The sequence below is a fragment of the Agromyces sp. NSFZ genome (assembly GCF_056156205.1).
The window spans coordinates 1761103-1778438 of sequence record NZ_CM149585.1 but is presented as its reverse complement, the minus strand read 5'-3'; the positions used below and the strand labels follow the sequence as shown (position 1 = coordinate 1778438).

13 protein-coding genes and 1 rRNA gene are annotated in these 17336 nt (G+C 69.6%); 3 read left to right on the top strand and 11 right to left on the bottom strand.

What is annotated here, in order from left to right:
• Nucleotides 1-75: 75 nt before the first annotated feature.
• A 16S ribosomal RNA gene (locus ACVFI9_RS08380) occupies nt 76-1607 on the bottom strand.
• Nucleotides 1608-2086: 479 nt separating this feature from the next.
• Nucleotides 2087-3388: a tyrosine--tRNA ligase gene (gene tyrS, locus ACVFI9_RS08375; RefSeq protein WP_474765717.1), complete on the bottom strand. Its 1302-nt coding sequence runs from the start codon at nt 3386-3388 to the stop codon at nt 2087-2089.
• A 142-nt stretch (nt 3389-3530) separates the two neighbouring features.
• Here tyrS and ACVFI9_RS08370 point away from each other — a divergent pair, with 142 nt between their 5' ends.
• Entirely contained in the window at nt 3531-4154 is a 624-nt protein-coding gene (locus tag ACVFI9_RS08370; protein WP_474765715.1) for a DNA-binding protein, read from the top strand.
• Nucleotides 4155-4227: 73 nt separating this feature from the next.
• On the top strand, nt 4228-4827 hold the full coding sequence (locus ACVFI9_RS08365; protein ID WP_474765713.1) for a hypothetical protein: 600 nt from the start codon (nt 4228-4230) through the stop codon (nt 4825-4827).
• A gap of 131 nt (nt 4828-4958) precedes the next feature.
• On the opposite strand, the gene ACVFI9_RS08360 is transcribed toward ACVFI9_RS08365, so the two are convergent.
• The 7 genes from ACVFI9_RS08360 to argC form a co-directional block, all read right to left on the bottom strand.
• Nucleotides 4959-5498 (bottom strand): DNA-3-methyladenine glycosylase, encoded by a 540-nt coding sequence (locus tag ACVFI9_RS08360; protein WP_474765712.1) that lies wholly within the window; start codon nt 5496-5498, stop codon nt 4959-4961.
• Between the two features lie 101 nt (nt 5499-5599).
• Nucleotides 5600-7033: an argininosuccinate lyase gene (gene argH, locus ACVFI9_RS08355; RefSeq protein WP_474765711.1), complete on the bottom strand. Its 1434-nt coding sequence runs from the start codon at nt 7031-7033 to the stop codon at nt 5600-5602.
• Complete coding sequence (gene argF, locus ACVFI9_RS08350; protein ID WP_474765709.1) at nt 7033-7962, bottom strand: ornithine carbamoyltransferase; 930 nt, start codon at nt 7960-7962, stop codon at nt 7033-7035. The genes argH and argF overlap by 1 nt, the downstream gene beginning before the upstream one ends.
• 30 nt (nt 7963-7992) lie before the next feature.
• Nucleotides 7993-9210, bottom strand: coding sequence for an acetylornithine transaminase (locus ACVFI9_RS08345; protein WP_474765708.1), 1218 nt, complete (start codon nt 9208-9210; stop codon nt 7993-7995).
• Nucleotides 9207-10178: an acetylglutamate kinase gene (gene argB / locus ACVFI9_RS08340; protein ID WP_474765706.1), complete on the bottom strand. Its 972-nt coding sequence runs from the start codon at nt 10176-10178 to the stop codon at nt 9207-9209. Before argB ends, ACVFI9_RS08345 begins: the two co-directional genes overlap by 4 nt.
• A gap of 1 nt (nt 10179) precedes the next feature.
• The gene (argJ, locus tag ACVFI9_RS08335) at nt 10180-11331 is read right to left on the bottom strand and encodes a bifunctional glutamate N-acetyltransferase/amino-acid acetyltransferase ArgJ (RefSeq protein ID WP_474765705.1); all 1152 of its coding nucleotides are present in this window, start codon (nt 11329-11331) and stop codon (nt 10180-10182) included.
• Entirely contained in the window at nt 11328-12371 is a 1044-nt protein-coding gene (argC, locus tag ACVFI9_RS08330) for an N-acetyl-gamma-glutamyl-phosphate reductase (RefSeq protein WP_474765704.1), read from the bottom strand. Before argC ends, argJ begins: the two co-directional genes overlap by 4 nt.
• Before the next feature lie 270 nt (nt 12372-12641).
• Here argC and ACVFI9_RS08325 point away from each other — a divergent pair, with 270 nt between their 5' ends.
• The gene (locus ACVFI9_RS08325) at nt 12642-13628 is read left to right on the top strand and encodes an NAD-dependent epimerase/dehydratase family protein (RefSeq protein ID WP_474765702.1); all 987 of its coding nucleotides are present in this window, start codon (nt 12642-12644) and stop codon (nt 13626-13628) included.
• 90 nt (nt 13629-13718) lie between these two features.
• Here ACVFI9_RS08325 and pheT read toward each other — a convergent pair whose 3' ends face one another.
• Together pheT and pheS are read right to left on the bottom strand one after the other, a co-directional pair.
• Nucleotides 13719-16265, bottom strand: a complete 2547-nt coding sequence (pheT, locus tag ACVFI9_RS08320) for a phenylalanine--tRNA ligase subunit beta (protein WP_474765700.1) — start codon at nt 16263-16265, stop codon at nt 13719-13721.
• A gap of 4 nt (nt 16266-16269) precedes the next feature.
• A complete protein-coding gene (pheS, locus tag ACVFI9_RS08315; RefSeq protein ID WP_474765699.1) occupies nt 16270-17310 on the bottom strand; it encodes a phenylalanine--tRNA ligase subunit alpha in 1041 nt (346 codons plus the stop codon).
• Between the last annotated feature and the right edge of the window lie 26 nt (nt 17311-17336).

Here is a 17336-nt window from a genome sequence, read left to right as displayed (position 1 = left end):
GAGCAGCCGGCAGACACGTTCGGTCTGATCCGGCATGCACTGCGAAGCCCCGAAAGACTCCGAGTTGCTCCTTAGAAAGGAGGTGATCCAGCCGCACCTTCCGGTACGGCTACCTTGTTACGACTTAGTCCTAATCACCGATCCCACCTTCGACGGCTCCCTCCCACAAGGGGTTAGGCCACCGGCTTCGGGTGTTACCGACTTTCATGACTTGACGGGCGGTGTGTACAAGGCCCGGGAACGTATTCACCGCAGCGTTGCTGATCTGCGATTACTAGCGACTCCGACTTCATGAGGTCGAGTTGCAGACCTCAATCCGAACTGAGACCGGCTTTTTGGGATTCGCTCCGCCTTACGACATCGCAGCCCTTTGTACCGGCCATTGTAGCATGCGTGAAGCCCAAGACATAAGGGGCATGATGATTTGACGTCATCCCCACCTTCCTCCGAGTTGACCCCGGCAGTCTCACATGAGTTCCCACCATGACGTGCTGGCAACATGCGACGAGGGTTGCGCTCGTTGCGGGACTTAACCCAACATCTCACGACACGAGCTGACGACAACCATGCACCACCTGTAACCGAGTGTCCAAAGAGTTCCACATTTCTGCGGCGTTCTCGGTTATGTCAAGCCTTGGTAAGGTTCTTCGCGTTGCATCGAATTAATCCGCATGCTCCGCCGCTTGTGCGGGCCCCCGTCAATTCCTTTGAGTTTTAGCCTTGCGGCCGTACTCCCCAGGCGGGGCGCTTAATGCGTTAGCTACGACACGGAAACCGTGGAAAGGTCCCCACATCTAGCGCCCAACGTTTACGGCGTGGACTACCAGGGTATCTAATCCTGTTCGCTCCCCACGCTTTCGCTCCTCAGCGTCAGTTACGGCCCAGAGAACTGCCTTCGCCATCGGTGTTCCTCCTGATATCTGCGCATTCCACCGCTACACCAGGAATTCCATTCTCCCCTACCGCACTCCAGTCTGCCCGTACCCACTGCAGGCCCGAGGTTGAGCCTCGGGATTTCACAGCAGACGCGACAAACCGCCTACGAGCTCTTTACGCCCAATAATTCCGGACAACGCTCGGACCCTACGTATTACCGCGGCTGCTGGCACGTAGTTAGCCGGTCCTTTTTCTGCAAGTACCGTCAAAGCCCGAAGGCCCCTTCTTCCTTACTAAAAGCGGTTTACAACCCGAAGGCCGTCATCCCGCACGCGGCGTTGCTGCATCAGGCTTGCGCCCATTGTGCAATATTCCCCACTGCTGCCTCCCGTAGGAGTCTGGGCCGTGTCTCAGTCCCAGTGTGGCCGGTCACCCTCTCAGGCCGGCTACCCGTCGACGCCTTGGTGAGCCATTACCTCACCAACAAGCTGATAGGCCGCGAGTCCATCCCAAACCGAAAAAACTTTCCACCCCGAACCATGCGGTCCAGGGTCCTATCCGGTATTAGCTCCGATTTCTCGGGGTTATCCCAGAGTCCAGGGCAGGTTACTCACGTGTTACTCACCCGTTCGCCACTAATCCCCCCAGCAAGCTGGAGTTCATCGTTCGACTTGCATGTGTTAAGCACGCCGCCAGCGTTCGTCCTGAGCCAGGATCAAACTCTCCAAAAAAACTGGTTCAACCAACCCGAAGGCCAGTCAAGTTCGATCTCCGACAGAGAAACAACTGACTCAAAAAATCAAATTGTCCATCAATCAAAGGAATCCCACCCACCCCCGAAGAGGCAGGACAGGGTTCAAAAAATTGGCATTGAACATAGTGCACGCTGTTGAGTTCTCAAGAAACGGACGCCCTCGGTTCGGCGCCATGAGGCACCTCGTCCGAGGCCGGTTTCGTTGTGTTTCCATTCGGTCATCCCGTAGGACGAGTCCGCATGCTTCAAGCTCACCGACCAGTTGTCTGTTCGAGGCTTGGAATCGTTCCGCTTGAGGGCGATGAGGAGGAGTTCGAACTCTCTCGCTCTTTCGCGCCTTTGGGGCAACGAGTGATTACTTTACGTCCATCCCCGGGGCCGTGCAAGTCGGCCCTGTATCCCGGGCGTGTCGCGCCCCAATCCACCGATTCCAGGCGGCCGAGGCGCGACCACGACCTACTCCACGAAGACCCCCGCCAGGGTCTTCTTGCCGCGCCGCAGGACCGCCATTCCACCGCGAGGGACGCGTCCCTCGATGGTCGCCGTCTCATCGTCGACCTTGACGTTGTCGAGGGAGACTCCGCCCTGGGCTATGGCGCGCCGGCCCTCGCTCTGGCTCGAGACGAGGCCGGTATCCGCGAGGAGCTGCGCGATCGGGGCATCCGGTGACGTGGTCGTGTTCGGCAGCTCGCGAAGGGCCGCCTCGAGCGTGTCGGGATCGAGGGTCGAGAGATCCCCCCGACCGAAGAGCGCCTCGGACGCGGCCACCACCTTGGCAGTGGCCTCCTCGCCGTGCACGAGCGTCGTCACCTCGTGGGCGAGCACGCGTTGTGCCTCACGCCGGAACGGCTCGCGTTCGACGAGCGCCTCGAGCTCTTCGATGCGGGCTCGGCTGAGGAACGTGAACACCTTGAGTCGCGACACGACGTCGGCGTCGTCGGTGTTGAGCCAGAACTGGTAGAAGCGGTAGGGGCTGCACATCGAGGCATCCAGCCAGATGGCGTTGCCCTCGCTCTTGCCGAACTTCGTGCCGTCGGAGTTCGTGATGAGCGGCGTGCCGATCGCGTGCACATGCCTGCCCTCGACCTTGTGGATGAGGTCGGTGCCGCTCGTGAGGTTGCCCCACTGGTCGCTGCCGCCGGTCTGCAGCACGCAGTCGTACTGGCGGAACAGCTCGAGGTAGTCGAACCCCTGCAGGATCTGGTAGCTGAACTCGGTGTAGCTGATGCCCGCCTCGGAGTTGAGGCGCGATGCGACGGCGTCCTTCTTCAACATCGTGCCGATGCGGTAGTGCTTGCCGATGTCGCGGAGGAAGTCGATGGCCGAGAGACCCGCCGTCCAGTCGAGGTTGTTGACCATGCGAACCGCGTTGTCACCCTCGCTCGAGAGGAATCGGCTCACCTGCTCGCGCAGGTAGCCGACCCATTCGGCCACCGTCTCCTTGGTGTTGAGCGTGCGCTCGGCGGTGGGACGCGGATCGCCGATGAGGCCGGTCGAGCCGCCGACGAGTCCGAGGGGCTTGTGGCCGGCCAGCTGGATGCGGCGCAACGTCAGGATCTGCACGAGGTTCCCGAGGTGCAGGCTCGGTGCGGTCGGGTCGAATCCGCAGTAATACGTGATCGGCTCGCCCGCGAGGAGCTCCTTCAGCGCAGCCTGGTCGGTCGACACGTGCACGAGGCCGCGCCAGACGAGCTCCTCCCAGACGTCCTCGAAGGAGGCGTCGTTGTGCTGGGATGCGAGGATCACTGGGTCTGACACGCCAGCAAGGGTACCAGCGGAGCCCGGCTCGATCGTTTACGCTGCAACCTTGAGTCTCGGGTATGAAGCCTGCACCATTGATCTACTCAGATTCAATGCGTAGCCTTGATGTAGGAGCAGGGCTCGTGTCAGGAGGCATCCGATGTTCGTCATCACGGCCGACCAGGTGGGCAGCCGTCGCGACGCCGACCGCACCGGGGACCTCGTCGAGCAACTCACCACGGCACACGGCACGTCGCTCGCCCTGCCGGCCGACCAGACGGCCGGCGACGAGATCCAGCTCCTCACGGCCTCAGCCGAAGCCGCGCTGGGAATCGTGCTCGACACCACCCGCACGGGGTCGTGGAGTGTCGGCCTCGGGGTCGGCGGCATCCGGATGCCCCTTCCTGATGCCGTTCGAAAGGCCACCGGTCCCGCCTTCATCGCGGCACGCGAGGCGGTCGACGCGGCCAAGCGCGCAGACGGGCGCTTCGCACTCCGCTCGGGCTCACCCGAACTCGCAACGGGCGCCGCCGACGCCGAGGCGCTCCTGCGCCTGCTCGTGCTCCTCCGCGACCGGCGCACCGACCACGGCTGGGAGGTCGTCGAGCTCATGCGCGCGGGCCACCAGCAGAAGGAGGCGGCGGCGCTCCTCGACGTGAGCGCGGCGGCGGTGAGCGCCCGGCTCAAGGCGGCCATGTGGCGTGCCGAGGAGGACGCCCGTCCGGCGCTCGTGCGAGTGCTGGAGCGGCTCGACGCGGATTCCGAACGCGCCGCACACGACTGATCGCGCCGCCCGGGACTCGCTCGCTACACTGCTCGAAGCCTCGGCCGCGCAGGCCGTGCCCGGAAGGAGCCCCGTGAACCTCGCCGCCGTCGCCGAAGCCCTCTCCTGGTCGGCATTGCTGATCTCGCTCGTCGCGACGGCCACCCTCTCGGTGCTGGCGTTCCTGCGACCCCGCGCCGCCTACCTCTGGTTCGCCGCGGGCGCGATGGTGATCGCGCTCATGGCCGCGGCGACGCTCGACGCGCCGGCGCGCATGGGGTTCGCGCCGCTCGTGACGGTGCTCGCGTTCATCGCCGCCGTCTTCGGCGGGAGTCCCGCCGCGGCCACCGCCCTCCGGCTCGCGATGGGCAGCGTCGCACCCGGCCTGCACGGCGGCATCATCGTGACCGAGCGCCCGACTGCAGACGAACAGCGCAAGGGCGTGACCACGGGCACCCGACGCGAGGTGCTGCGCGGCGGGCTCACGATCGGCGTGCTCGAGCGCATCGCGTCGGCCGGCGCCATCATCGCCGGCTTCCCCGAGGCACTCGCCATCGTCGTCGCCGTCAAGGGCGTCGGACGGTTCACCGAACTCGAGGCGCCCGAGGCACGCGAGCGGTTCATCATCGGCACGTTCGCGAGCCTGATCTGGGCGTGCGCCGCGGCGCTCGTCGTGCACCTCGCGCTGCGCTGACGCGGCCGGTGGCCCGCGGTGGCGGCCGACGGTCGGGGTGGCGGCCCGAGTTCGGGCCGCCAACACGACAAGGGGCCGCCGCGAAATGCGACATCCCGAATTCGGGCCGCCACCGGGAAAAGGGGCCGCCCTCAGTCGTGCGACCGCGCGTGACGCCGGTACGGCGAGACCCCGGGATCGCCCGGGATCCAGAACCGCCACGGGAAGGCCGCTCCCCCGCCCGGCCCGCTGATGCCGGTGCGCGGCCCCTGCTCGAACGGCACGGGTCGGGCGGCGACCGACAGTGAGAACGGGTGCGCGAGCAGGTCCGACCCGCCGGCCGAGAGCGGCACCCCCATGGCCACCGCGAGCCGGGCCGGTCCGCGTGCGAGATCGCGATCGGATGCCCCGGCCCGACGCACCCGGGCGAGCTCGATGCCCTCCACGATGGTGCCGCCGCGCAGCAGCACTCCGGCCGAGGAGCCCGGATGCCCCGCCACGATGTTGAGGCAGGTGTGCATGCCGTAGGTGAAATACGCGTAGAGGTGCGCGGCCTCGCCCCACATGACCGCGTTGCGCCGCGTCTTGCCGCGGAACGAGTGCGAGCCGGGGTCTTCGCCGGCGCCCCGGTACGCCTCGACCTCGGAGAGCCGCACGGCGACGCGTCCCTCGTGGTTCTCGTACGAGAGCACGGCGCCGAGCAGCAGCGGGCCGAGCTCGACGGGGTCGCGCGCGAAGTAGTCGCGCCCGACCGTGATGAGCCGGTCGGATCCGGACTTCGAACCGGACCCGGTCAGGGCTTCGCCCCCGGCAGTCCCTTGACGAGGTGCCGCACCCGGTCGGTGAGCCGGGCGAACTGCTCGTCGACGCGCACGGGAGCCGTTCCGCCGATGCCGTCGCGGCTCGCGACCGAACCCTCGACCGTGAGCACCTCGCGCACGTCGGGTGTGAGGTGCGGCGAGACGGCGGCGAGCGCCGCATCGCCGACCTGGTCGAGCTCGAGTCCGTGTTCCTCGGCGTAGCGCACGAGCGCACCCGTGATCTCGTGGGCATCGCGGAACGGCACCCGGCGCTTCACGAGCCACTCCGCGACATCCGTCGCCAGCGAGAACCCGGCCGGCGCGAGCTCGGCCATGCGCTCGGTGTGGAAGGTGAGCGTCGCGATCATGCCCGTGAACGCCGGCAGCAGCACCTCGAGCGTCTCGACGGAGTCGAAGACCGGTTCCTTGTCCTCCTGCAGGTCGCGGTTGTACGCGAGCGGGAGCGCCTTCAGCGTGGCGAGCAGGCCGGTGAGATTGCCGATGAGCCGGCCCGACTTGCCGCGTGCGAGCTCGGCGATGTCGGGGTTCTTCTTCTGCGGCATGATCGACGAGCCCGTCGAGTAGCCGTCGTCGAGCGTGACGAAGCCGAACTCGCGTGTGTTCCACAGGATGACCTCCTCGGCGATGCGCGAGAGGTCGATGCCGATCATGGCCGCCACGAACGCGAACTCCGCGACGACGTCGCGGCTGGCCGTGCCGTCGATGGAGTTCTCGGCCGGCGCGGCGAGACCGAGGTCGCGAGCGACGGATGCCGCGTCGAGGCCGAGCGTGGATCCCGCGAGGGCTCCCCCGCCGTACGGCGAGACATCCGCTCGCTTCGTCCAGTCGACGAGCCGCTCGAGATCACGCGAGAGCGCCCACGCGTGTGCGAGGAGGTGATGCGCGAGCAGCACCGGCTGCGCGTGCTGCAGATGGGTGCGCCCCGGCATCACGGCGGTCCGGTGGTCGTCGGCCTGGGCTGCGAGCGCGTCGATGAGGTGCACGAGCTGCTGGCCGATGGTGGCGGCATGATCCTTCAGGTAGAGCCGCACGAGCGTCGCGATCTGGTCGTTGCGGCTGCGGCCGGCCCGGAGCTTGCCGCCGAGCTCGGGGCCGACGATGGTGATGAGGGCCGCCTCGAGCGCCCCGTGGACGTCCTCGTCGGACTCCGACGCGGTGACGTCGCCCGCGTCCACGCGCGTCTCGAGCACCTCGAGGCCTTCCAGCATCGCGACGAGCTCGCGGTCGTCGAGGTAGCCCGCCGCGGCCAGCGCTCTGGCGTGCGCCCGTGAACCCGCGAGATCGTACGGCGCGAGCTGCCAGTCGAAGTGCGTCGACTTCGAGAGACGGGCGAGCTCGGGCGACGGGCCGCTGGCGAACCGGGCGCCCCAGAGCGCACCCTCGTTGGTGCCGTGCTCGTCGGACATCACGCGTCCTTCCGTTCGAGCAGCCAGACGAGCAGCGCCTTCTGCGCGTGAAGCCGGTTCTCGGCCTCGTCCCAGATGATCGACTGCTCGCCGTCGATGACGTCGGCCGTGACCTCGTAGCCGCGGTCGGCGGGCAGGCAGTGCATGAACACGGCGTCGGATGCCGCGAGCGACATGAGTTCGCGATCCACACGGTAGGCGCCGAAGGTCGCCACGCGGTGCGCCTTCTCGTCCTCCTTGCCCATCGACACCCACGTGTCGGTGACCACGACGTCGGCGCCCGCGGTGGCCTCCGCCGCATCCGTGTAGAGCGTCACCGAACCGCCGGTGGTAGCGGCGATGCGGTCGGCGTCGTCGACGACGGATGCCGCGGGCGCGAACTCCTCGGGCGAGGCGACCCGTACGTGCATGCCGGCGGTCGCGCCGGCGAGCACGTAGGACTGCGCCATGTTCGAGGCGCCGTCGCCGAGGAAGGTGACGGTGAGCCCGGCGAGCCGGCCCTTGTGCTCGCGGATGGTCAGGAGGTCGGCGAGCAGCTGGCACGGGTGGAAGTCGTCGGACAGCGCGTTCACGACGGGTACCGTCGTGCCCGCCGCCATCTCCTCGAGGCCCGCCTGCCCGTAGGTGCGCCACACGATCGCGGAGACCATGCGCTCGAGCACCCGCGCCGTGTCGCTCGGCGTCTCCTTGCCGCCGAGCTGGCTCGACGCGGTGGAGATGATGAGCGGTGAACCGCCGAGGTCGGCGATGCCGACCGCGAACGACACGCGGGTGCGCGTCGACGACTTGTCGAAGATCACCGCGACCGTCTGCGGCCCGGCGAGCGGCTTCACGGCCCAGCGGTCCCGCTTCAGACGTTCGGCGAGGTCGAGGATCTCGGCCTGCTCGGCGGGCGTGATGTCATCGTCACGGAGGAAGTGGCGGGTCATGCGATTCCATTCATGGGGATCGGTGCGAGGTCAGAGCGTGGCGGCGACGGCGTCGAGCGCGCGCGTGAAGCGCTCGGCGAACTCGTCGACGTCGGCGTCGTCGATGATCAGCGGCGGGGCGAGGCGGATCGTCGAGTCGTTGGCGGCGTTGACGATGAGCCCCGCCTGCAGGGCTGCGGCCGACACCTGGTGGGCCACGGGCTCGGTGAGCGCGACGCCCTGGAGCAGGCCGCGGCCGCGGATGCCGGCGACGAGCGGCGAGTCGAGCCCCTCGACCCGGCCGCGCAGCTGCCGACCGCGCAGGGCGGCGTTCTCGACGAGCCCAGCCCGCTCGATCTCGCCGAGGACCGCATTCGCGACGCACGTGGCGAGCGGGTTGCCGCCGAACGTCGAGCCGTGCTGGCCCTTCGAGAACAGCGCGGAGGCGCGCCCGAACGTGACGAGGCCGCCGATCGGGAAGCCGCCGCCGATGCCCTTCGCGATGGTGATGGCGTCGGGCGTGATGCCCTCGTGCTGGAAGCCGAACCAGTCGCCGGTGCGGCCCGCGCCGGTCTGGACCTCGTCGACGATCAGCAGCGCGCCGTGACGGCGTGTGAGATCGCGGGCCGCGGTGAGGAAACCGGCAGGCAGTTCGACGACTCCGGCCTCGCCCTGGATGGGCTCGACGAAGAGGGCGGCCACCCCGTCGTCGATGGCGGCCTCGAGCGCGGAGACCGTGGCCTCGATGTGCTCGACGCCGCCGGGCAGCGGCTCGAACGCCTCGCGCATCTGCGGCTTGCCGGTGAGCGCGAGCGAGCCCATGGTGCGGCCGTGGAAGGCGTCGACGAGGGCGAGCACGCGCGAGCGCGCGCCGCCCGAGTTGTTGAGGCGAGCGAGCTTGAAGGCGGCTTCGTTCGCCTCGGCGCCGGAGTTGCCGAACCACGCACGTCCCTCGTCGCCCGCTCCGGCGAGCCGCGTCACGCGCTCGGCCAGCTCGAGCGCGGGCTCCGACGTGAAGTAGTTGGAGACGTGCGCCAGGCGTGCCGCCTGCGCCGAGACCGCCTCGACGAAGACGGGATGCGCGTGGCCGAGCGAGTTGACGGCGATGCCGGCGAGGAAGTCGAGGTACTCGTTGCCGTCGGCATCCCAGACGCGGGCTCCGCGGCCGTGGTCGAGCATGGCGAGCGGCATCGCGAGCGACCGCATGAAGCGGCGGTCGAACCGCTGCTGCCACTCGGTGGTGCTGGTCGGACTGGTTGCCCCGGTCATGCGGGAACGACCTCCGTTCCGATGCCGGATTGCGTGAACACCTCGAGGAGGATGGAGTGCGGGATGCGGCCGTCGATGATCGCGGCCTTGGCGACGCCGCCTTCGACCGCCTCGAGGCACGCCGTCATCTTGGGGATCATGCCCGACTCCAGCCGCGGGAGCAGCTCGATGAGCTCGCGCACGTCGATGACCGAGACGAGCGAATCCCGGTTCGGCCAGTCGCGGTAGAGGCCCGCGACGTCCGTGAGGATCACGAGCTTGGCGGCGCCGAGCGCGATCGCGAGGGCGGCCGCCGCGGAGTCGGCGTTGACGTTGAGCGACTGCCCCGGGGCATCCGCGTCGGGGGCGATCGAGGAGACCACCGGGATGCGTCCGGCCTCGACCTCGGCGAGCACCGCGGCCGGGTCCACCGCCACCACGTCGCCGACGAGTCCGAGGTCGACCTCCTCGCCGTCGACCACGGCGCCGCGGCGCCGCCCGGTGAACAGGCCCGCATCCTCGCCGGAAACGCCCGAGGCGAGCGGTCCGTGCTGGTTGATGAGGGACACCAGCTCGCGGCTCACCTGTCCCGAGAGCACCATGCGCACGACGTCCATCGCCTCGGGCGTCGTCACCCGGTAGCCGCCGCGGAACTCGCTCTCGATGCCGAGCCGGGTGAGCATCGACGAGATCTGCGGCCCACCGCCGTGCACGACGACCGGCCTGATGCCGGCGTAGCGGAGGTACACCATGTCTTCAGCGAACGCGCGCTGCAGGTCTGGGCTCACCATGGCGTTGCCGCCGAACTTCACCACGATGGTCTCGCCGTGGAAGCGCTTCAGCCACGGCAGCGAGTCGATGAGCACCTGCGCCTTGGCCGACGCGGTGGCCGCGTCGATCGCGGCGGCATCCTCGTCGGGAGTCGGATTCGTCGGGGCGTCGGCCCCTGAGCTTGTCGAAGGGGTCGAAGGGGTCGAAGGATCGGTCATCTCAGCTCGCGTAGGCGCTGTTCTCGTGCACGTAATCGTGCGTGAGGTCGTTCGTGAAGATGGTGGCGGATGCCTCGCCCGCATGCAGCTCGATGAGCACGTGCGTCGCGCGTGGCGTGAGGTCGACGAGTTCGCGCGGCTGGTCGGGCCGGCCCGCGTGGCACACGCGCACCCCGTTCATCGACACGTCGACGAGGTAGGGGTCGAACGGCGCCGTCGTGGTGCCGATCGCCGCGAGCACGCGGCCCCAGTTGGGGTCGTTGCCGAAGATCGCGGCCTTGAAGAGGTTGTTCCGGGCCACCGACCGGCCGACCTCGACGGCGTCGTCCTCGGTGACCGCGCCGAGCACCTCGATGGCGATGTCGTGGCTCGCACCCTCGGCGTCGGCCTGCAGCTGCAGCGCGAGGTCGCGGCAGGCGGTCGTGAGCGCCTCGGTGAACGTGGCGGCATCGGGCACCACGCCCGACGCGCCGGAGGCCATGAGCGTGACCTGGTCGTTCGTCGACATGCAGCCGTCGGAGTCGAGCCGATCGAACGTCACGCGCGTCGCCTGCCGCAAGGCCGCGTCGAGCTCGGCCGCCGGCAGGTCGGCGTCGGTCGTGAGCACCACGAGCATCGTGGCGAGGCCCGGCGCGAGCATCCCGGCGCCTTTGGCCATGCCGCCGATGCGCCATCCGTCGACCTGCACCGACACGGTCTTCGGCCTGGTGTCGGTCGTCATGATGGCGCGGGCGGCATCTTCGCCGCCGTCGACGCCGAGCCGGTCGACGGCCGAGAGCACGCCCTCCTCGACGATCTCGCCGTCGAGCTGGTCGCCGATGAGCCCGGTGGAGCAGACGAGCACGTCACCCGCCGAGACGCCGAGCGCCGACGCGGCGGTCTCGGCCGTGCGGTGCGTGACCTGGAAGCCCTCGGGGCCGGTGAAGCAGTTCGCGCCGCCCGAGTTCAGCACGACCGCGGACGCGACGCCGTCCTGGATGACCTGCTGCGACCAGATGACCGGGTTCGCCTTGGCGCGATTCGAGGTGAACACGGCGGCCGCAGCGTGCGACGGGCCGCGGTTCACGACGACGGCGAGGTCGAGCGCCCCCGACCGCTTGAGCCCGGCGGCGATGCCCGCAGCCTCGAATCCGGCGGGGACGGTAACGGTCACGGGGCGACTCCGTTCACGGGAAGACCGGTGGACTCGGCGAGGCCGAGCGCGATGTTGGCGGACTGGATGGCGGCACCCGCGGTGCCCTTCACGAGGTTGTCGACCGCGGTGACCACGACGACACGGCCCGCGGCCTCATCGACGGCGAGCCCCATGAGCGCGGTGTTCGCACCGAGCACGTCGGCGGTGCGCGGGAACTGGCCTGCGGGCAGGAGCTGCACGAACCGCTCCCCCGCGTACGCGTCCTCCCACGCCGCCCGGACGGCTGCGGCATCCGTGCCCGGCACGATGCGGGCGCTCGAGGTCGCAAGGATGCCCCGAGACATCGGCACGATGACGGGCGTGAACGAGATCGTGGGTTCGGCCGCGCCGGCCCACCGCAGGGCCTGCGTGATCTCGGGGATGTGCCGGTGCACGCCGCCCACCGAGTAGGGGTTCGCGGAGCCGAGGATCTCGCTGCCGAGCAGGTGGGCCTTGAGGCTCTTGCCGGCGCCCGACGGGCCGACGGCGAGCACCGAGACGAGGTCGCGGCTCTCGATGACGCCGGCGCGGATGCCCGGCGCGAGCGAGAGGGCCACGGTCGAGGCGTTGCATCCGGGAGCGGCCACCCGGCGCGCACCCGTGAGCCGCTCGCGCTGCGTGCCCTGCAGCCGGGGCAGCTCGGGCACGCCGTACGCCCACGCGCCGTGGTGGTCGCCGCCGTAGAACGCGGTCCAGTCGGCGGCACCCTCGAGGCGGTGGTCGGCGCCGCAGTCGATGACGAGCGTGTCGGGGTCGAGCTCGGCCGCGATGGCTCCGGATGCCCCGTGCGGCAGTGCGAGGAAGACCACGTCGTGGCCGGCGAGCGTCGCCGCGGTGGTCTCCTGGAGCGTGAGATGCGTGTACGTGCGCAGGTGCGGCTGCACGGCGACGAGCGGTTGGCCGGCGTTCTGGTGTGCGGTGACCGTGCGCACCTCGAAGTCGGGATGATCGGCGAGGAGGCGCAGGATCTCCCCTCCGGCATAGCCGGACGCGCCGGAGACGGCGACGGAGTACGTCATGAATCCACCTTAGGGTCTGTGCGGTCGAGGCGAAGTTCCGGCGACGCCCGCACCGGCCCGTCTAGACCGCGACAGGGGTCGCCGAGATTCGGCGCGCGCCACGACGTCGGTTGCCGAGCTCGACGACACGCGAGACGCGTGCGGAGGAGGCGAACCGAGCGGACATGTCATCGACCATAGCGAGCCGATCCCGCTCGGCAAAATCCGGTGGGGCCGACGGGCATAGGCTCGGCGTGACACACCCACCGGCATCGACCGAGGAGACGACCCATGGCCCTGCGCGTCCTGTTCATCGGCGGCAACGGCATCATCAGCTCCGCCTCGAGCGCGCTCGCCATCCAGCGCGGGTACGAGCTCACCCTGCTGAACCGGGGTCGCAGCACCACTCGACCGCCGTTCGAGGGGGTACGACACCTCGTGGGCGACGCCGACGACGCGGCATCCGTCGCCGCTGCGGTCGGCGATCTGGAGTTCGACGTCGTCGTCGACTTCCGCGCCTTCACGCCCGCGCAGGTCGCCCGCGACATCCGGCTCTTCGAGGGACGGTGCCGTCAGTACGTGTTCATCTCGTCGGCCTCGGCCTACCAGAAGCCCGTCGCGCAACTCCCGATCACCGAATCGACGCCGCTGCGGAACCCGTTCTGGGCGTACTCGCGCGACAAGATCGCGGGTGAGGACCTGCTCGTCGCCGCCTACCGCGAGCGCGGGTTCCCGGCGACGATCGTGCGCCCCTCGCACACGTACGACCGCACGAGCGTGCCGATCCTCGGCGGGTGGACCGCGGTCGACCGGATGCGACGTGGCAAGCCCGTCGTCGTGCACGGCGACGGCACCAGCCTCTGGACCCTCACCCACACGCGCGACTTCGCGGTGGCGTTCGTGGGCCTCCTCGGCAACGACCGCGCCGTCGGCGAGGCCTTCCACATCACGGGCGACGAGGTGCTCACGTGGGATCGCATCACCGAGCAGCTCGCCCGAGCCGCCGACGCCGAGTTCCGGCCCGTGCACGTGGCGAGCGACGCGGTCGCGCGGGAGCTTGCCGAGCATGGACCCGGCCTCGTCGGCGACAAGGCGCACTCGGTGATCTTCGACAACCGCAAGGTGAAGGCGCTCGTGCCCGAGTACCGGCCGATCATCCCGTTCTGGCGCGGCGCCCACGAGATCGTCGAATGGCACGACGAGCACGCGTCGCGCCGCGTCGTCGACCCCCAGCTGGATGCCGCGTTCGATCGCCTCGTCGAGCGATACGGCGGCTGACCCCCAGCTCGTGCAGGAGAATGGGCCCCATCCCTCGCGAGCAGGGGTGAGAGGGCCGATTCTCCGGCACGAGCCGAAGGACGGCCGGGGCTAGTCGCGGATCTTCGCGCCGTACCGCTCGGCCGCGACGCCCGCGCCCGCGAGCTTCGCCTCGCTCGCCTCGGCCGCGGTCAGCGTGCGGTCGGGCGCGCGGAAGCGGAGCGCGAATGTCAGGCTCTTCGAGCCCTCGGCGATGCCCTGGCCACGGTAGTCGTCGACGAGGTACAGGTCTTCGAGGAGCGCTCCGGCACCCTCGCGCACCGCGGCGGCGACCGACGCGGCCGGCACGGCCGCATCGACCATGAGCGAAAGGTCCTGCGTCGCCGCAGGGTACGTGCCGATGGGTCGCGCCTCGAGCGCCGGGTCGGTGAGCTCGATGACCGCGTCGAGGTCGAGCTCCACGACGGCGACGACCCGCGGCAGGTCGGCCTCCTCGGCGAGCGCGGGCAGCAGTTCGCCGGCATACCCGACCGTGCGACCCGCGACGCGCAGCTCGGCGGTGCGCCCGGGGTGGAGCGCCTGGTGCGAGCCCTGCACGAACTCGAACTCGGCGCCCGTCGCGAGCCCGATCTGGCGCACGGCATCGAGCGCGTCGACGATCCCCGCGGCGACGGCCGGCTGACCCGGCTGCTTCGTGACGACGTCGCCGACGAGCAGCATGCCCACGTGGCGCGGCTGCGGCGGGATGCCGGCCTGCAGCTCGGCGAGCTCGTCGTCGCTGGGCTTCGCGTCGCCGATCGGCAGGCCCGGCGTGCCGTAGGTCCGGCCCGGCTCGGGCAGGAACACGAGTCCGACCTCGAACAGCGAGAGGTCGTTGAGACCGCGCGACCGGTTGCGCTTCGCCGCGCCGATGAGCCCCGGCAGCAGCGAGCGGCGCATGAGGGCGGCGCTCGCGTCGAGGGCGTTGGCGAGGCGCACGGATGCCACGGGCTCGCCGTCGACGCTGCCGCACGTGCTGTTCTCGGCCTCGGTCGCGAACGGGAACGAGAGCACCTCGGTGGCACCCGCGGCCGCGAGTGTGTCGGCCACCCGGCGCCGCACGCGCTGCGAACGCGTGAGACCACGTCCGGGGGGTGCGACGGGCAGCACCGACGGGATGCGGTGGTACCCCGCGATGCGGGCCACCTCCTCGGCCAGGTCGGCCTTGCCCGTGAGGTCGGGTCGCCACGACGGCGGCACGACCTCGAAGCCCGTGTCGGTCGCGGTGATGGTGCCGCCGATCTCGGCCAGGGCGTCGTGCACCTCGTCGTCGGTGTACTCGACACCGATCAGCTCCGAGACGTACCCGGTGGGCAGCTCGATCGGCTCGCGGCCGGGCGCCTCGTGGATGAGCGAGCCGCCGAGGTCGGCCGTGCCGCCCGCGAGGTCGACCATCAGCTGCGCGACCCGGGTCGCGGCCGCCGCGGCGATCTGCGGGTCCACGCCGCGCTCGTACCGCTTCGACGCCTCGCTCGGGAGCTTGTGCCGGCGGGCAGTGCGCGCGATCGAGACCGGGTCGAAGTTCGCGGCCTCGATGAGCACGTTCGTCGTGGCATCCGACATCTCGGTCTCGGCGCCGCCCATGACGCCGGCCAGGCCGATCGGCCCGCGGTCGTCGGTGATGAGGAGGTCCTCGGGGTGGAGCGTGCGCACCTTGCCGTCGAGGGTCGTCATCGTCTCGCCGGGCGTCGCGCGACGCACCACGATGCCGCCGCGCAGGCGGTCGAGGTCGTAGCCGTGGATCGGCTGGCCGAGCTCGAGCATGACGTAGTTCGTGATGTCGACGAGCACCGAGATCGAGCGGATGCCTGCGAGCTTGAGCCGCGCGACCATCCACGGCGGGGTGGGCTGCTTGGGGTCGACGCCGCGAACGATGCGGGTCGCGAACACCGAGGAGCCGATGCGACCGCGGATGGGCGCCTCGTCACGAACCTCGACGGGGAACGCGTCGGCTGCGACCCCTTCGACAGGCTCAGGGACCGCCGCGAGGCTCGACTGCTCGACCGGGTCGCGGAAGCGCCCGCCGGTGGCATGCGCGTACTCGCGCGCGACGCCGCGGATCGAGAACGCGTAGCCGCGGTCGGGCGTGACGTTGATCTCGACGGCGGCGTCGTCGAGCCCGAGGAGCGTGATCGCGTCGGTGCCGACCGGCGCGTCGATGCCGAGAGTCGCCAGACGCAGGATGCCCTCGTGGTCGTCGCCGAGGCCGAGCTCGCGCGCCGAGGCGATCATGCCGTCGGACACGTGCCCGTACGTCTTGCGCGCCGCGATGGGGAAGGGTCCAGGCAGCACGGCGCCCGGCAGGGTCACGACGACCTTGTCGCCCGGGAAGAAGTTGCGGGCGCCGCACACGATGCCGTGCACGGCCGGTCCGCCATCGGCGGCGGTCTCACCCTCGGGGGCGACGCGCACCTGGCACCAGCGGATGGTCTTGCCGTTGGACTGCGGCTCCTCGACGAATTCGAGCACCTCGCCGACGACGATGGGGCCCTGCAGCTCGAAGGTGTGCACGTCCTCCTCTTCGAGGCCCACCTCGACGAGCGAGGCGTGCACCTCCTCAGGGGTCGTGCCGGGCACGAGTTCGACGTACTCGGCGAGCCAGCTCAGTGGCACTCGCATATCCCTAGACCACCATTCCGAACTGCTGGGAGAACCGGATGTCTCCCTCGACCATCTCGCGCATGTCCTGCACGTCGTTGCGGAGCATCAGCCCGCGCTCGATGCCCATGCCGAAGGCGAAGCCCGTGTAGACCTCGGGGTCGATTCCGGCGGCCTTCAGCACGTTGGGGTGCATCATGCCGCAGCCGCCCCACTCGATCCAACGCGCGCCGCCCTTGAAGGTCGGGTGCCAGAAGTCGAGCTCGGCGCTCGGCTCGGTGAACGGGAAGAAGCTCGGACGCAGGCGGATCTTCGCCTCGTCGCCGAAGATCGACTTCACGAAGTGGTCGAGCGTGCCCTTGAGGTGGGCCATCGTGAGGCCCTTGTCGACGGCGACGCCCTCGAACTGCATGAACACGGGCAGGTGCGTGGCATCGAACTCGTCGGTGCGGTACACGCGGCCCGGCGCGAGCACGTAGAGCGGCAGGTCGCGCTCGAGCATCGAGCGGATCTGCACCGGGCTCGTGTGTGTGCGCAGCACGAGGTGGGACTCGGGCGGGTCGACGAAGAACGTGTCCTGCATCGCGCGCGCCGGGTGATCGGCGTCGAAGTTCAGCGCGTCGAAGTTGAACCACTCGCTCTCGACCTCGGGCCCCTCGGCGATCTCCCAGCCCATGCCGGTGAACACGTCGCTGACGCGGTCTTGCAGGAGGGTGAGCGGATGCCGCGAGCCGGCCCGGTACCGCGAGGGTACCGCCGTGACATCCACCGTCTCGGCCTCGAGCTGCGCCGCGGCCTCGGCCTCGACGATCTCGGCCTCGCGCGCGGCGAACGCCTGGTTGACGCGCCCGCGGGCTCCGCCCACGAGCTTGCCGAGCGCGGCCTTCTGGTCGTTCGGGACGTTGCGCAGCTGCGCGTTCAGCTGCGCGAGGGCCGACTTCTCACCGGTGTGCTCGGTGCGGACGGTCTTCAGGGCGGCGGAGTCGGCGGCCGAGGCGATCGCCGCGAGGGCGGCAGCGACGGCCGCTTCGACGGCATGCTCGGTGATTTCGAGGGGCTCGGACACGAACAACGAGTCTAGCGCTGCCCGGG

Coding starts and splice junctions, on each gene's coding strand:
- ACVFI9_RS08370 (WP_474765715.1), top strand. CDS start 3,531: ATGTTCGTCATCACGGCCGACCAGGTGGGCAGCCGTCGCGACGCCGAC.
- argH (WP_474765711.1), bottom strand. CDS start 7,033: ATGTCCGACGAGCACGGCACCAACGAGGGTGCGCTCTGGGGCGCCCGG.
- argF (WP_474765709.1), bottom strand. CDS start 7,962: ATGACCCGCCACTTCCTCCGTGACGATGACATCACGCCCGCCGAGCAG.
- ACVFI9_RS08345 (WP_474765708.1), bottom strand. CDS start 9,210: ATGACCGGGGCAACCAGTCCGACCAGCACCACCGAGTGGCAGCAGCGG.
- argB (WP_474765706.1), bottom strand. CDS start 10,178: ATGACCGATCCTTCGACCCCTTCGACCCCTTCGACAAGCTCAGGGGCC.
- argC (WP_474765704.1), bottom strand. CDS start 12,371: ATGACGTACTCCGTCGCCGTCTCCGGCGCGTCCGGCTATGCCGGAGGG.
- ACVFI9_RS08325 (WP_474765702.1), top strand. CDS start 12,642: ATGGCCCTGCGCGTCCTGTTCATCGGCGGCAACGGCATCATCAGCTCC.
- pheT (WP_474765700.1), bottom strand. CDS start 16,265: ATGCGAGTGCCACTGAGCTGGCTCGCCGAGTACGTCGAACTCGTGCCC.